Source organism: Mycobacterium sp. (assembly GCF_019247615.1).
Classification (GTDB): Bacteria; Actinomycetota; Actinomycetes; order Mycobacteriales; family Mycobacteriaceae; genus Mycobacterium.
On sequence record NZ_JAFBAT010000079.1, the window covers coordinates 1 to 14,619 of the forward strand.

General features: G+C 64.6%; 18 protein-coding genes, 3 tRNA genes and 1 pseudogene. 12 read left to right on the forward strand and 10 right to left on the reverse strand.

The features are described 5' to 3' along the window. The 12 genes from JO059_RS05450 to rplA form a co-directional block, all read left to right on the forward strand. Positions 1 to 177, forward strand: a 177-nt coding sequence (locus JO059_RS05450) for a type II toxin-antitoxin system VapB family antitoxin (RefSeq protein ID WP_293315114.1), incomplete at its 5' end; no start/stop codon positions are given. 122 nt (positions 178 to 299) lie between these two features. After that, positions 300 to 372, forward strand: a tRNA-Thr gene (locus JO059_RS05455). Between the two features lie 53 nt (positions 373 to 425). Beyond that, a tRNA-Met gene (locus JO059_RS05460) sits at positions 426 to 499 on the forward strand. A gap of 41 nt (positions 500 to 540) precedes the next feature. Next, positions 541 to 708: a 50S ribosomal protein L33 gene (rpmG, locus tag JO059_RS05465; protein WP_003898538.1), complete on the forward strand. Its 168-nt coding sequence runs from the start codon at positions 541 to 543 to the stop codon at positions 706 to 708. A 45-nt stretch (positions 709 to 753) separates the two neighbouring features. Beyond that, entirely contained in the window at positions 754 to 1,233 is a 480-nt protein-coding gene (hadA, locus tag JO059_RS05470) for a (3R)-hydroxyacyl-ACP dehydratase subunit HadA (protein WP_293315091.1), read from the forward strand. Next, entirely contained in the window at positions 1,220 to 1,648 is a 429-nt protein-coding gene (hadB, locus tag JO059_RS05475; protein WP_293315092.1) for a (3R)-hydroxyacyl-ACP dehydratase subunit HadB, read from the forward strand. The genes hadA and hadB overlap by 14 nt, the downstream gene beginning before the upstream one ends. Positions 1,649 to 1,651: 3 nt before the next feature. Further along, complete coding sequence (hadC, locus tag JO059_RS05480) at positions 1,652 to 2,152, forward strand: (3R)-hydroxyacyl-ACP dehydratase subunit HadC (RefSeq protein WP_293315093.1); 501 nt, start codon at positions 1,652 to 1,654, stop codon at positions 2,150 to 2,152. A 149-nt stretch (positions 2,153 to 2,301) separates the two neighbouring features. Next, positions 2,302 to 2,374 (forward strand) — tRNA-Trp (locus JO059_RS05485). Between the two features lie 91 nt (positions 2,375 to 2,465). After that, positions 2,466 to 2,942, forward strand: coding sequence for a preprotein translocase subunit SecE (gene secE / locus JO059_RS05490; RefSeq protein ID WP_293315094.1), 477 nt, complete (start codon positions 2,466 to 2,468; stop codon positions 2,940 to 2,942). Between the two features lie 28 nt (positions 2,943 to 2,970). Continuing rightward, positions 2,971 to 3,714: a transcription termination/antitermination protein NusG gene (gene nusG, locus JO059_RS05495; protein ID WP_293315095.1), complete on the forward strand. Its 744-nt coding sequence runs from the start codon at positions 2,971 to 2,973 to the stop codon at positions 3,712 to 3,714. A gap of 39 nt (positions 3,715 to 3,753) precedes the next feature. Continuing rightward, complete coding sequence (rplK, locus tag JO059_RS05500) at positions 3,754 to 4,182, forward strand: 50S ribosomal protein L11 (protein WP_293315096.1); 429 nt, start codon at positions 3,754 to 3,756, stop codon at positions 4,180 to 4,182. 68 nt (positions 4,183 to 4,250) lie between these two features. Beyond that, positions 4,251 to 4,958 (forward strand): 50S ribosomal protein L1, encoded by a 708-nt coding sequence (gene rplA, locus JO059_RS05505; protein ID WP_293315097.1) that lies wholly within the window; start codon positions 4,251 to 4,253, stop codon positions 4,956 to 4,958. Positions 4,959 to 5,030: 72 nt separating this feature from the next. Here rplA and JO059_RS05510 read toward each other — a convergent pair whose 3' ends face one another. The 10 genes and pseudogenes from JO059_RS05510 to JO059_RS05555 form a co-directional block, all read right to left on the reverse strand. Beyond that, complete coding sequence (locus JO059_RS05510) at positions 5,031 to 6,248, reverse strand: sigma-70 family RNA polymerase sigma factor (protein ID WP_293315098.1); 1,218 nt, start codon at positions 6,246 to 6,248, stop codon at positions 5,031 to 5,033. Between the two features lie 8 nt (positions 6,249 to 6,256). Next, a complete protein-coding gene (locus tag JO059_RS05515) occupies positions 6,257 to 6,967 on the reverse strand; it encodes a YciI family protein (RefSeq protein ID WP_293315099.1) in 711 nt (236 codons plus the stop codon). Between the two features lie 85 nt (positions 6,968 to 7,052). Further along, on the reverse strand, positions 7,053 to 7,946 hold the full coding sequence (mmaA4, locus tag JO059_RS05520; protein WP_293315100.1) for a hydroxymycolate synthase MmaA4: 894 nt from the start codon (positions 7,944 to 7,946) through the stop codon (positions 7,053 to 7,055). Positions 7,947 to 8,085: 139 nt separating this feature from the next. Next, positions 8,086 to 9,618: an NAD(P)/FAD-dependent oxidoreductase gene (locus JO059_RS05525; RefSeq protein ID WP_293315101.1), complete on the reverse strand. Its 1,533-nt coding sequence runs from the start codon at positions 9,616 to 9,618 to the stop codon at positions 8,086 to 8,088. A gap of 102 nt (positions 9,619 to 9,720) precedes the next feature. Next, positions 9,721 to 10,584 carry a cyclopropane mycolic acid synthase MmaA2 gene (gene mmaA2, locus JO059_RS05530; protein WP_293315102.1) on the reverse strand — a complete coding sequence of 288 codons (864 nt, stop codon included), beginning with the start codon at positions 10,582 to 10,584 and terminating at the stop codon, positions 9,721 to 9,723. A gap of 10 nt (positions 10,585 to 10,594) precedes the next feature. Beyond that, complete coding sequence (locus JO059_RS05535) at positions 10,595 to 11,455, reverse strand: cyclopropane mycolic acid synthase family methyltransferase (protein WP_293315103.1); 861 nt, start codon at positions 11,453 to 11,455, stop codon at positions 10,595 to 10,597. Positions 11,456 to 11,541: 86 nt separating this feature from the next. Then, the gene (locus tag JO059_RS05540; RefSeq protein ID WP_293315104.1) at positions 11,542 to 12,447 is read right to left on the reverse strand and encodes an alpha/beta hydrolase; all 906 of its coding nucleotides are present in this window, start codon (positions 12,445 to 12,447) and stop codon (positions 11,542 to 11,544) included. 10 nt (positions 12,448 to 12,457) lie between these two features. Then, positions 12,458 to 13,804 carry an AarF/ABC1/UbiB kinase family protein gene (locus JO059_RS05545; protein ID WP_293315105.1) on the reverse strand — a complete coding sequence of 449 codons (1,347 nt, stop codon included), beginning with the start codon at positions 13,802 to 13,804 and terminating at the stop codon, positions 12,458 to 12,460. A 67-nt stretch (positions 13,805 to 13,871) separates the two neighbouring features. Continuing rightward, complete coding sequence (locus JO059_RS05550; RefSeq protein ID WP_293315115.1) at positions 13,872 to 14,444, reverse strand: DinB family protein; 573 nt, start codon at positions 14,442 to 14,444, stop codon at positions 13,872 to 13,874. Between the two features lie 56 nt (positions 14,445 to 14,500). After that, a pseudogene (locus JO059_RS05555) lies at positions 14,501 to 14,598 on the reverse strand (DinB family protein); the annotation flags it as partial. Positions 14,599 to 14,619 lie beyond the last annotated feature (21 nt).

Here is a 14,619-nt window from a genome sequence, read left to right on the forward strand (position 1 = left end):
GACGACGAGCTGGTCCAGGAAGCGATACGTCGCTACAAGCTGGCTGACACGCGCGAAGCCATCCACCTCGTCTTGCGTAGCCTGCTGGGCGACGACGGCGGAGACGATCAAGAAGAGTACGACGAGTTCAGCGACCTCAGCGCCTGGGAACCTCGCCGTAATCGCGACAGCGGGTAATCGTCCGGCGCACTCGTACACGTCCCGGCCCGCTGACTCGCCGCCGCGTTGGTGGTTTGGTGACGTTGCGCGCCAGGCTGTACCCTCTTTTAGGCCGGGGCGACTGGTCGCTTGGGCGAACGGCCCCCTTAGCTCAGTCGGTAGAGCGTTTCCATGGTAAGGAAAAGGTCAACGGTTCGATTCCGTTAGGGGGCTCGGCGGACGCCGAGCACGGCGGCGGTCCCGAGCCCTAAACGGGGTGACCCGGAGGCGATGTAGCTCAGTCGGTTAGAGCGAACGACTCATAATCGTTAGGTCGCCGGTTCGAGTCCGGCCATCGCTACAACTGAACAGACGCAAACTTCCGATTCGAGAGAGAATTCCATGGCTTCCAGTACCGACGTGCGGCCGAAGATCACCTTGGCGTGCGAGGTGTGCAAGCACCGTAACTACATCACCAAGAAGAACCGTCGCAACGACCCCGACCGGCTGGAGCTCAAGAAGTTCTGCCCGAACTGCGGGAAGCACCAGGCGCACCGCGAAACGCGGTAGCCAGTCTCGCGCACGTAATGAGTCGACTAGTTAGGTTCTAAAGCCGTGGAGTTGTCCACAAACATCGTCGGGATGCACTACCGCTATCCCGAACATTACGAGGTTGAGCGCGAGAAGATCCGCGAGTACGCCGTCGCCGTGCAAAACGACGACGCGCTGTTCTTCGAGGAGAAGTCGGCGGCCGAACTCGGCTACCAGGGTTTACCGGCGCCATTGACGTTCATCTGTGTGTTCGGCTATAAGGCCCAGTCCTCATTCTTTCAGCACGCGGGTATCGCGGTGACCGACCAGCAGATCGTCCAAGTGGACCAAGTACTGAAGTTCGAGAAGCCGATCGTGGCCGGCGACAAGCTCTACTGTGACGTGTACGTGGATTCGGTGCGTGAAGCGCACGGAACTCAGATCATTGTCACCAAGAACATCATCACCAACGAAGCCGGTGACGTCGTACAGGAGACTTACACGACCTTGGCGGGACGCGCCGGCGAGGATGGAGAAAAGGGGTTTAGCGATGCCACTACGTGAGTTCGATTCGGTCAAGGTCGGTGACCAACTTCCGGAGCGGACCTACCCGCTGACCCGCCAGGACCTGGTGAACTACGCCGGGGTTTCCGGTGACTTGAACCCGATCCACTGGGACGACGAGATTGCCAAGGTGGTCGGCCTGGACACCGCGATCGCCCACGGCATGCTGACCATGGGCATCGGCGGAGGCTACGTCACCTCGTGGATCGGCGACCCGGGCGCGGTCACCGAGTACAACGTGCGGTTCACCGCCGTGGTCCCCGTACCCAACGACGGCAAGGGCGCCGAGCTGGTCTTCAGCGGCCGGGTGAAGTCCGTAGATCCGTCGAACAAGTCGGTCACCATCGCACTCACCGCGACCACCGGTGGCAAGAAGATCTTTGGTAGGGCGATCGCGTCCGCGAAACTGGCGTAGCTCATGGCGCTCAAGACCGATATTCGCGGGATGATCTGGCGGTATCCGGACAGCTTCGTTGTGGGCCGTGAACAACTCCGACAGTTCGCACGATCCGTCAAGAATGACCACCCGGCCTACTTCCACGAAGATGCGGCCGCCGAACTCGGCCACGACGCCATCCTGGCACCACTGACGTTTGCGACCATTTTCGCCAAGCTGGTCCAGCTGGATTTCTTCCGGCATGTCGACATCGGCATGGAAACCCTTGTGATCGTCCAGGTCGACCAGCGGTTCGTGTTTCACAAGCCGATCAAGGCCGGCGAGAGACTATGGGCCCGCATGGACATCGTGTCGGTGGACGAGCGTTTCGGCGCCGACATCGTGGTCACCAAGAACATCTGCACCAATGATCAGGGTGAGGTGATCATGGACTCCTACACCACGTTGATGAGCCAGTACGGCGATGGGTCCGCCAACCTGAGATGGGACAACGAATCCGGACAGGTCGTGCGAACGGCGTAATTAGTAGGTGGCTCCCACCTCGATGTACACTCGTACCTCGGGGTTTTCCCAACACCAGCACGCTGTCCGTCGGTTCGCGATCGCCGATCGGGGTCGCGTGCGTCATGTGAGCCCCGACAGGTAAGCGCAGGTTGGGCTGCCAACCGCGAAGGGGCGTAGCTCAACTGGCAGAGCAGCGGTCTCCAAAACCGCAGGTTGCAGGTTCAAGTCCTGTCGCCCCTGCTGAAGGCTTACCCGTGGCATGGTGGACACTGGATATGGTGACCACCGCGATCGGACGGCTCGCGGACATTGGCAAACAAAGGAGCATGCGGTGAGCGACGAGGGCCCCGACATGGGTGCTGCCAACGGCGCCGCACGCGACGGCGGCGACAGTGACGAGGGCGGCTCAGGCGCTGGCCGGACCGCCGTGGTGACCGAACCCGCGGCGCGGCCGCAACGGCCGAGCGGCAAGCGGTCCCGGCAGCGAGCGGCCGCTGCTGGGGAGAACGCCGACGTAGCGGCGACGGAAGAGGTCGAGGTCTCTAAAGAGGAGAAGGCGAAGAAGCGCGCCAAGACCAAGGCGGCCAAGAAGCCAAGGAAGCCGGTCGACCGTCCGACCAACCCGTTCCTGTTCGTCTACAACTACCTCAAGCAGGTCGTCGCGGAAATGCGGAAGGTCATCTGGCCGAACCGCAAGCAGATGCTCACCTACACCTCGGTGGTGCTGGTGTTTCTCGCCTTCATGGTGGCGCTGGTCGGCCTCGCGGATTTAGGGCTGACCAAGCTCGTGCTGCTGGTGTTCGGCTGAGCGACAGATAGAGAGGACTACGACAACCGTGACTACCTTCGACGGTGACACGTCCGCGGGTGAAGCGGTCGACCTGCAGGAGACCGCCGAGAGCACTCAGGCCAGTGAGACGTCAGAGATTCCCGCTGAGGCTCAGCCGGCCGAAGAGGCCGACCCGGCCGCCGCGCTCAAGGCGGAGCTGCGCAGCAAGCCCGGCAAGTGGTACGTCATCCACTCCTACGCGGGATACGAGAACAAGGTGAAGGCCAACCTCGAGACCCGCGTGCAGAACCTCGACGTCGGCGACTACATCTTCCAGGTGGAGGTGCCCACCGAGGAGGTCACCGAGATTAAGAACGGGCAGCGCAAGCAGGTCAACCGCAAGGTGTTGCCCGGCTACATCCTGGTGCGGATGGATCTGACCGACGACTCGTGGGCCGCCGTGCGCAACACCCCCGGCGTCACCGGGTTCGTCGGCGCGACGTCGCGGCCGTCGGCCCTGACGCTCGACGACGTGGTGAAGTTCCTGCTCCCGCGGGGGGCCGCGAAGAAGGCCGTCAAGGGTGCGGCCAGCACCGCGGCCGCCGCCGATGTGGGTGGCCTGGAACGCCCGGTCGTCGAGGTCGACTACGAGGTCGGCGAATCGGTGACGGTCATGGATGGACCGTTCGCCACGCTGCCGGCCACCATCAGCGAGGTCAACGCCGAACAGCAGAAGCTCAAGGTGCTGGTATCGATCTTCGGCCGGGAGACGCCGGTCGAGTTGACGTTCGGTCAAGTCTCGAAGATCTAGCCCGGCAATCGACCACTGTAGGAAGGAAAACCACATCTCATGGCCCCGAAGAAGAAAGTCGCCGGGCTGATCAAGCTGCAGATCGTCGCCGGACAGGCCAACCCCGCGCCGCCGGTGGGGCCCGCGCTCGGCCAGCACGGCGTCAACATCATGGAGTTCTGCAAGGCGTACAACGCTGCCACGGAGAACCAGCGCGGCAACGTCATCCCGGTGGAGATCACCGTCTACGAGGACCGCAGCTTCACGTTCCAGCTCAAGACGCCGCCCGCGGCCAAGCTCCTGCTCAAGGCGGCGGGGGTGGGCAAGGGCTCGGCCGAACCGCACAAGACGAAGGTCGCCAAGGTCACCTGGGACCAGGTGCGCGAGATCGCCGAGACCAAGAAGTCCGACCTCAACGCCAATGACGTCGACGCGGCCGCAAAGATCATCGCCGGGACCGCCCGGTCGATGGGCATCACCGTCGAGTAATCGAACACCGTGGGAGGGCCAGCTTCGGCCCGTCGCAACCACAACCAACCACGAGATTGGATGAGTCAATGAGCAAGAACAGCAAGGCGTACCGGGCCGCCGCCGAGAAGGTGGACCGCAACAACCTATACACCCCCCTGGAGGCCGCCAGGCTGGCCAAGGAAACGGCGTCGGCGAAGCAGGACGCGACCGTCGAGGTGGCGATCCGGCTCGGCGTCGACCCGCGAAAGGCCGACCAGATGGTGCGGGGCACCGTCAACCTTCCGCACGGCACCGGGAAGACTGCCCGCGTCGCAGTGTTCGCCGTGGGTGAAAAGGCCGAGCAGGCGCAGGCCGCCGGTGCCGACATCGTGGGCAGCGACGACCTGATCGAGAAGATCCAGGGGGGTTTCCTGGACTTCGACGCGGCGATCGCGACGCCCGACCAGATGGCCAAGGTCGGGCGCATCGCGCGCATCCTGGGTCCGCGCGGCCTGATGCCGAACCCCAAAACCGGCACTGTCACCCCCGATGTCGCCAAGGCCGTGGCCGACATCAAGGGCGGCAAGATCAACTTCCGCGTGGACAAGCAGGCCAACCTCCACTTCATCATCGGCAAGGCGTCCTTCGACGAGAAGAGCCTGGCGGAGAACTACGGCGCGGCGATCGACGAGGTGCTGCGGCTCAAGCCGTCGGCGTCGAAGGGCCGCTACCTGAAGAAGATCACCGTGTCGACGACCACCGGCCCCGGCATTCCGGTGGACCCGTCCGTAACTCGCCACTTCGCCGAGGCGTAATTTTTGGGCCGAACCTCGACATGTTGCGCGGTTTCGCGAGTGCGGAACCCCAACAAGTCGGTGTTCGGCCGATCAAGTCGAGCACTCGGTGATGCGCCGGCGCAGGAACGCCCGGCTCGGCTCGGAGCCGTTGCCCTCCAACGCCTTTCGGTACCACACGACGGCCTCGGCGGGCCGCCCGGCGCGCCGCAGCAGATCGGCGCGCACGGTGGGGACAAGATTGGAACGTCCCAGCCGGGGATCGTGAGCCACCTCGTCCAGGGCGGCCAGGCCGGCGTCCGGGCCGTCTCGGAAACCGATTGCCAGCGCGCGGTTGCCCCGCACGACCGGGGAATCGGTCATCCGCAGCAGCCGGTCGTATGCCGCGCAGATGGCGGACCAGTCCGTCCGGTCCCAGGACGGCGCGGTCGCGTGCAGCGCGGCGATCACCGCTTGCATCAGATAAGGACCCGTGGACCCCTGCGCCCGACGCAACCGGTCCAGCCCGCGGGAGATGCGGCCGCGGTCCCAGCGGCGCCGGTCCTGGTCTTCCAGCGGCACCAGCATGCCGGCGTCGTCGACGCGGGTTGCTCGCCGCGAGTCGTGCAACAGGACCAGCGCGGCCAGGGCGTGTGCCTCCGGCTCCTCGGACATCAGCGCGCACAGCTCGCCCGTGAGCCGGACGCCTTCGTCGCACAGTTCGTCGCGGATCGCCGACGGGCCCGCCGTCGACCAATAGCCCTCCGTGAACACCGAGTAGATGCAGCTGAGCACGTGCGGTGTGCGCTCGGGCAGCAACTCGGCGGGGGGCACTCGCAGCGGGATGTTGGCGTGCCGAACCTTGTTCTTGGCGCGCGTGATTCGTTGGCCGATAGCCGCCTCGGTTTGCAGCAGTGCCCGCGCGATCTCGTTGACCGTCAGGCCGGACACCAGTCGCAGTGTGAGCGCCAGTTGTGACTGCCGGTCCAGCGCCGGGTGTGCACAGGTGAACATCATCCGCAGCTCGTCGTCGCGCACCGGATGGGGTTCGGTGTGATCAGTGCGCGCCCGGATGTCGTCCATTACGGCCGCCAATTCCTTTCCGGGACGCGCCGATTCGCGGCGCAGCCGGTCCAGGGCGCGGTTGCGCGCGACGGTCATCAGCCACCCGCCGGGGTTGTCAGGCACACCGTCGCGATGCCAGGTGCGCAGCGCCTCGGTGCAGGCCTCCTGGACGGCGTCCTCCGCGACGGTGAGGTCGCCGGACCATCGCGCGATTGCGGCGACGGCGGGTCCCCATTCCCGACGGAAGACGCCGTCCAGGTTGGTCATCCGCGCATCTAGAGGCCGGAGACGCCCATCAGCTGCCGCAACTGCACGGCCGAGGCGGGGATCATCGCGGCGAGCTTCACGGCCTCGTCGCGATCGGCGGCGCCGAGCAGGTAGAAGCCGCTGGCCACTTCCGCGCCTTCCGCGTATGGACCGTCGGTGATGAGGGTCTCGCCGTCGCGCACCTGCACGGTGGTCGCCGTGGATCGGTCGTGCAATGCCGCACCGCCGATGATGTGATCGCCCGCGGCGGCTCCGAAATCCCCATGCCGGGCCGCCACCGCCTCCCACTCCGGTGTGCCCGGTGCGTGGTTGGACGCGGGTGGTTCCAGCAGCAGCGCGAGCCAGTCGTTGCCGGTGAGCTTGCGAGACGTCTCCAGCGAGTGGACCATCGGCCACACCTCTACGGCGCCGTGCTTGGCGGCCGGGATGTCGCGGGCCAACGCCAGCGCGTCGTCCAAGTTCTCCGCTTCGAAAACGTAATAGCCGCCCGCCACCTCGGCGCCTTCGGCGAAGGGGCCGTCGGTGATAACCGGTGCGTCCGGGCCGCCGGTGATGCGCACCCCGGTCGCCGCGGGCAACAGGGCGTCACCGCCGCGGATGGCCCCGCGGATCACCGAGGCCGCCTTTTCGTGGAAGGCCTCGTAAGCCGCCATCTCGGCCGCTCCCTCGTCGGGAGTGAGCTCTCGTTCCCGGCTGATCAATAAGGCGAAGTACTGCATTTGTCGTCACCTCCGGTAGTGAGCGAAACCCTGTGCTTCACTCTCTACCTACTCGACGAATGGTGCGCCCACAATCCGACAGGGCTTACGCGGCAGCACCCGGCTTGAGGTAGGTCACCAGGCTGCAGTCGAGCATCTCGTCGCTGAAGTAGTGCTCGCAGCCGCGCAGATACTTCATGTAGCGGTTGTACACCTCTTCAGAGGTGACCTCGATGGCCTTCTCCCGGTTCGACTCCAGCGCATCGCCCCAGATGTGCAGCGTCTTGACATAATGGGGACGCAGCGAAAGGGGTTCGGGCACAACGAAACCCGCTTTTTCGCCGTGCTCGACCATCATCTCGTTGGAGGGCAGCCGGCCGCCCGGGAAAATCTCAGTGATGATGAACTTGATGAACCGCACCGTTTCGAAAGTGATCCTCTTCCCCCGTGCGGCCATGTCGTAGGGGTGGTAGCTGACGCTGCTCTGGACGGTCATCCGGCCGTCGTCGGGCATGATGTCGAAACACCGCTTGAAGAAGTCGTCGTAGTTCTCGTGGCCGAAGTGCTCGAAGGCCTCAATCGACACGATGCGGTCGACCGGATCGTTGAATTCCTCCCACCCGTGCAGCCGAACCTCACGGGAACGGTTCGTGTCAAGGTCCGCCAGCACCTGCTCGGAGCGGGCGTACTGGTTGTTGGACAGCGTCAGGCCGACGACGTTGACGTCGTACTTCTCGACGGCGCGCTTCATGGTGGTTCCCCAGCCGCAGCCGATGTCCAGCAGGGTCATGCCCGGCCTGAGGTCGAGCCTGTCGAGGTTGAGGTCGATCTTCGCGAGCTGGGCCTCTTCCAGCGTCATGTCGTCCCGCTCGAAGTACGCACAGCTGTAGGTGCGCGTCGGGTCCTGGAAAAGGGCAAAAAAGTCGTCGGAGACGTCGTAGTGCGTCTGGATGTTCTCGAAGCGCGTCCGCGTCGTCGTCAGGCCGGTTTGCTTTGCCATGCTCGTTTTGCTCTCCCGATGAAATTTGCCGCTGGAACACGCGCGCACGCGTCGTAGAGATGTCTGAAGCGCAACGATACAGAAGTTCAGTTCATCAGCGTGAACTATGGTCGCTGGCCGGGAATGTCTGGGATCCGGGTCAGCGAATCTGGTAGTCGCTCAGCGGAAAAGTGGATGCCTCCTCCACCGCGTTCTCGGTCGGTGTGGGCCGCAACAAACTCGCTTCGCCGCTGTCGTTGAAGTAGTACGAGCGCGACGTGGCGCAGTTGCCGGCGTAGAACACCGTGTCGTCGAGCAGCTCGGTCATCCGGTCCAGGAAGCGCGCGTTCGCGTCCTCGGTCACCTCGAACTCGGTTGCGCCCGTGCGCTGCAACTCACCGAAGAGCCGGTCCATGTGGCGCATCTGGTATTCGACGTTGTTGAAGACCGATAGGCCGCAGAATCCGTATGGACTGGCCAGGCTCAGGTAGTTCGGGAAGTACGGGATGGACATGCCCTGATAGGCCTGGAACCTGTTTTCCCGCCACCACTTACCCAGGCTTCGGCCCTGCCGGCCGATCACCTCGATCGCCGGGAAATTGGCCTCCCACAGATCGAAGCCGGTGGCGAGCACCAGCGTGTCGATGACGGTCTTGCGCCCGTCGGCGGTGACGATCCCGTCGGGCTCGATCCGCTCGATTCTGGTGGTCTCCAGATGCACGTTCGGTTTGGTGAACGCGCGGTAGTAGCTGTTGGACCACGTCGGGCGTTTACAGCCGAAGTCGTAGTCGGGTGTCAGCTTGCGACGCAGCTCTTTGTCGCGTATCGACACGAAGCGGCTGATCTTGGACAGGTTCGCGGCGGCAGTGTTCAGCGGCCGGAAGGTGCGGAAATGCAGCAGCCCCGTCACGACCATCACTTCGAAGAAGAAGTCGGTCACATGCCGCATGAGCCGCTGTAACTGCGGCACCCGGGCGAACGTCCGCTGCAGCCAGCCCGGAATGGCGAAGTCGATCTTGGGAACCACGTGGATTGCCGTGCGTTGGTACACGGTCAGGTCCGCGACCCGGTCGGCCAGGACCGGGATCAGCTGGACCGCGGTCGCGCCCGTTCCGATGATCGCCGCGCGGCGCCCACCGAAGTCGTATTCGTCGTCCCAGGCCGTGGTGTGGACGACCTTGCCCGCGAAACTCTCGATTCCGGGTATGTCCGGGTTGCGCGGCTGGGACAGGAAGCCGGTGGCGGTGATCAGGAAGCGTGCCGTCAGCGATTCGCCGCCCGCCAGCTCGACGCGCCACACGTGCGCGTCGTCGTCCCAACGTGCACCTTCGACGACGGTGTTGAACCGCATGTAGCGGCGCACGTCGTACTTGTCGGCGACGTGCTCGGCGTACCGCCTCACTTCGGGGCCGGGCGCAAACAGTCGCGACCAGTACGGGTTGGGCTCGAACCAGTACGAGTAGGTGGTGGACGCGATGTCGACGGCAAGGCCGGGATACCGGTTGACGTGCCAGGTTCCCCCGAGATGGTCCTCGCGGTCGAGGATGACGATGTCGTCATAGCCGAGGCGATTGAGCTGGATCGCCGCGCCGATGCCGCTGAAGCCGGCGCCGACGATGACGAAGTCGTGGTGCGCCTGCCCGTTGCCGACGGGTGTCGGTGCTCGGTGCGGGTCAGTAGATAGGTCAGACATACCAGTCGTGTTCTCCCGGGTGATTTCCGGTGGAGACAATACCGAACCAAGCCACAGGCGACCCGGCGACCGGACGGGTGTTCGCCGGAAAATGCCTGGTCGTTACTTGTTGAGTGTGAACTGGTTAACGTCGATGTAGCCGATCCGGAACGCGTTGGCGCAGCCGGTCAGGTACTTCATGTAGCGCTCATAGACCTCTTCGGACTGGATGGCGATGGCCTCGTCACGGTGCGCCTCCAGCGCCTGGGCCCACAGGTCGAGCGTCCTGGCGTAGTGCGGTTGCAGGGACTGGCGGCGCGTCAGCGTGAATCCCGCCTTCGCCGAGCGTTCTCCCACCATCTCGATCGAGGGCAGCCGGCCGCCCGGGAAGATCTCGGTGACGATGAACTTGATGAAGCGGGCCATCTCGAATGTCAGCGGGATGCCCCGCTCGGCGCACTGCGTCCCCGTCAGGCCGGTGATGGTGTGCAGCAGCATCACCCCGTCCTCCGGCAGCAGGCCGTAAGCCAGTTCGAAGAAGTCGTCGTAGCGTTCGTGCCCGAAGTGCTCGAACGCGCCGATGGACACGATGCGGTCGACGGATTCGTCGAACTGTTCCCAACCGGCCAGCAACACCCGCTTGTCCCGCGTGCTGTCCATCGCGTCGAACATCTTCTGCACGTGGGCGGCCTGGTTCTTCGACAACGTCAACCCGATGACGTTCACGTCATAGGTCTCGATGGCCCGGCGCATGGTCGCGCCCCAGCCGCATCCGACGTCGAGCAGCGTCATTCCCGGACGCAGCCCGAGCTTGCCCAGTGCCAAGTCGATCTTGGCGAGCTGAGCCTCTTCCAGCGTCATGTCATCGCGCTCGAAGTAGGCGCAACTGTAGGTCTGGGTGGGGTCGAGAAACAGCCGGAAAAAATCGTCCGACAGGTCGTAATGCGCCTGCACGTCGTCGAAGTGGGGCGTCAGGTCCTTGGGCATGAACTCAACCTCACTTCGTCAGGGTGTACTGCGCGACGTTGGAGATGCCCTTGCGAAACAGGTCCGCGCAGCCTGTCAGATAGCGCATGAAACGGTTGTAGACCTCTTCGGACTGGATGGCGATGGCCCGCTCGCGATTCGCCTGGAGATTGGCAGCCCAGATGTCCAGGGTCCGCGCGTAGTGCGGCTGCAGATATTGAATCTGCTCGATCGAGAAACCGCTGGCTTGCGAGTAGTCGACGATATCGGATTCGCCGCACATCTGCCCACCGGGAAAGATTTCCTTACCCAGGAAGTGGAAAAAACGCAGATCCGACATTGTGATCTGGACGCCGCGTTCTTTCCACGTCGACTGCGGATAAGTGAATATGCTGTGCATCATCATCCGGCTGTTGTCGGGAAGGGTCTTGTAGGCCCAATCCCAGAACGCGGGCCAGCGGTCCTTTTTGAAGGCGTCGAAGGCCTCGAAGCTGATGATCCGGTCGACTGGCTCGTCGAACTCCTCCCAGCCCTGCAACCGGGCTTCCGCCCGCCGCGTGGTCGGGATGGCGTCCAGGCGCGCTTTGGTGTGCGCGTAGTGGTTGCGGCTCAGCGTGATACCGATGACATTCACGTCGTATTTCTCGAGGGCGCGGACCACGGCCCCGCCCCAGCCGCACCCGACGTCGAGGACGGTCATTCCCGGCTCGAGATTCAGCTTGCCCAGCCCCAAGTCCAGCTTCGCGACCTGGGCCTCGGCCAAGGTCATGTCGTCCTTTTCGAAATAGGCGCAGGTATACACCATGTTGGGGTCGAGGAACAGCGCGAAGAAGTCGTCTGAAATGTCGTAGGTTGCCTGCGACTCTTCGTAATACGGCTTCAGCTCGGCCATCGGTTGACCCACCTCCTTCGACAACCGTAAACCCGGGCGACTGCGACTGAGTCGGCAGGGAACCATTTTCCTCGAGTGATTTTCGCTCAGCTCGCTTCGGCGAAGGTGCTTGTCAGAACACCTATCAGCCGATCCCAAAGTTGCTGGGGCAGGTCGTGGCCCATGCCGTCGAATAACACTAACCGAGCCCCCGCGATGGCGCGCGCGACCGCGCGACCGCCGAAGGGTCGGGCCAGCTTGTCGGCTCGACCATGTATCACCACGGTCGGTGCGACGGTCCGGCGGTTGTAGGGGAGGAGGCTGCCGCTGGCCATGACCGCGCTGAAATGCCGGGCAACGCCCGGCGGGTAGAAACAGCGGTCGTAGCTCTCCGCGGCGTCGGCGCGGATCTGCTCCTCGCTCTTGCGGTAACGCGGGCTGCCGGTGATCTTGCTGACTCGAACCACGTTGTCGACGACCGCCTCGCGGGTTGAGCCCGGCGGCGGTCCGCTGATAAGCGACAGCAGGGCGCGCGGTGCCGGCGGCGGCAGGCAGGGTCGATTGTTGCTCGAAAAAATGACCGCGAGCGACTTCGTCCGCTCGGCGTATCGGGCCGCGAAGATCTGGGCGATCATCCCGCCCATCGATGCGCCGACGATGTGAGCGCGCTCGATGCCCAGGTGGTCCAGCACAGCGGCCGCGTCGTCGGTCATATCTTCCAGCGTGTACGTGGCCTTCCCGCGCAAACCCAGCCAGAACCGGAACAACCGGACCACCATCGGCCGGCCCGATTCGGAGGCTTCGACCTTGGTGGACAGACCGACGTCGCGATGGTCGTACCGGATGACCCGCAGGCCCCGGCCGACCAGCTTCTCGCAGAATGCGGTCCGCCACAGCAGCAGCTGTGCACCCAGCCCCATGATCAGCAGCACGGGCGGGTCATCCACGGAACCCATGTCCTCGTAGTACAGCTTGACGTCACCCGAAATGGCGTTACCGGTGCGGATGTCCATCGGAGTGGCCCTACACCTCCACGTCGGTCTGGTGCTCGCGGCTGACCTCGACCATGAAGTTCGCGAAATAACCGGTCAGCTGCGGGTCGGACATCATCTGCCACTTCGGCGCCAGCAGCTTCATGTACCGCTCGACGTAGAGGAACTGCTTGCCGATCAGCACCAGCTCCCGCGGCAACTTGACGTCGTAGGCGTCGGCAAGGGCCGAAAGCTGGCGGCCGATGTCGGCGTAGGACATGTCGCCCAGCGTCTGCATGGTCAGCGGGCTGGCGAACTTTTCCAGATCCTTGGCGGCCTGGGCTTCCGGCTTGACGGTGCCGACGGCGCCCATCAGGACGACGATCTTGCCGGCCGACGCATGGTCCTTCTTCACCAGCAGGGCGTATACCAGCTCGCGCAGCAGCCACCGGGTGCGCGGATCGATGCGGCCCATGATGCCGAAGTCGAAGAACACGATGCGGCCCTGGTCGTCGACGTAGAGGTTGCCCGCGTGCAGGTCGCCGTGGAACAACCCGTGTCGCAAACCGCCCTCGAACACGCTGAACAGCAGCGCCTTCACCAACTCCACGCCGTCGAACCCGGCCTTTCGGATCGCGGCGGCATCGTCGATGCGCATGCCGTGGACTCGCTCCATGGTCAGCACGCGTTCGGTGGTGAATTCCCAGTGCACATGCGGCACGCGGATGTTCTTGCCCAGCGGTGACGCGTGCAGGTGCGACACCCAGGCCTCCATCGACTGTGCCTCGAGCCGGAAGTCCAGCTCTTCGGCCAGGTTGTCGGCGAAGTCGGCGACGACGTCTTGCGCCGACAGCCGGCGGCCCAGCTTGGCCAGTTCGACGGCCTGGGCAAAGCGCTTGAGAATCTGCAGGTCGGCGGCGACGCGGCGGCGGATGCCCGGACGCTGGATCTTGACCACGACTTCCTCGCCGCTGTGCAGGGTCGCGTAGTGCACCTGAGCGATCGACGCGGACGCGAACGGCTCCTCCTCGAACGCGGCGAACAGCTCGGATGGCTGGCGGCCGAGTTCTTCGGCGAAGAGCTCGTGGACTTCCTTGGTGTCGGCGGGGGGCACCCGGTCGAGCAATCCGCGGAATTCGCGCGACAGCGACTCGCCGAAAGCACCCGGGCTGGACGCGATGATCTGTCCGAACTTCACGTAGGTCGGGCCCAGATCGGCGAAGGTCTGAGGAAGCTGCTTGATCACCTTCTGCTGCCACGGCCCCTTGGCGGGCAGCTTGGTGACCACGCGGGCGGCGGCGCGCGTGACCTGCCAACCAGTGACTGCCACCCGCGCCGCTTCGACCGGCAGCGGCACCCGATCGAGTTTGGCCACCTCGCGGTGCTTGGTAGAACTCATCCCAGCAGTCTGCCAAACCCGCACTGTCAAGTCCCAATTCCTGTGAGCGCGCTCACCGGGCCTGCGGCTAGCGTTTTGTCCAGGGCTGCACCCATCCGTCGATCGCCCAGCCCTCGCGCGCGGCGATCAACTCAAACATGGTTGCACCGTCGATCGTTTCCCGGACGATGTCGGCGTGCCCGGCGTGGCGGGCCAGCTCGTTGATCACGTGCAGGATCACCCAGCGCACCGACCACGCCTTCTGGTTCTTGGGGAACCAGGGGATGTCCTGCGGGACCGGCACCGCAGCGTCCAGGTCGGCGGTTTCGGCCAGGCGCAGCGATTCGGCGTTCTGGGCGTCGAATGCGCGCAGCAGCCCGTCGAGCGTCTCGTCCTCGCGCATCACGTGCTGGTCGCCGTACTCCTTGGCGATCTCCTCGAACGGGCGCGGGTCTGTCGGGGGCGCGTCCGGCGCGGCCGCGACGCGCGCCATCCAGGTGCGCTGCATGGCGGTGACGTGCTTGATCAGCCCGCCGACCGACAGCGCGCTCGCCGAGGGGCCGGAGCGGGCCTGCTCGTCGGTGAGGCCGTGAGAGACGGCGAAATAGGCGCTTTGGTGGTAGGCGAGGTACTCACGCAGGGCGCTGCGTTCGTCGGTCACGGGCGGGGCAAGCGCGGGCATTTCTCAATCCTCCTGTGTGGTGATGGTTTGGCCATGCAGTCGGGCACCAGTTGCCAGAAGTACTCGTCCTCGGACAGGCCGTCCAGGCGGGGGCGGAGCTGTGCTCCCAGTGCCAGTCGAGCTGGTCGGCCAGGCGGTCGCCGGCCGGCTACGC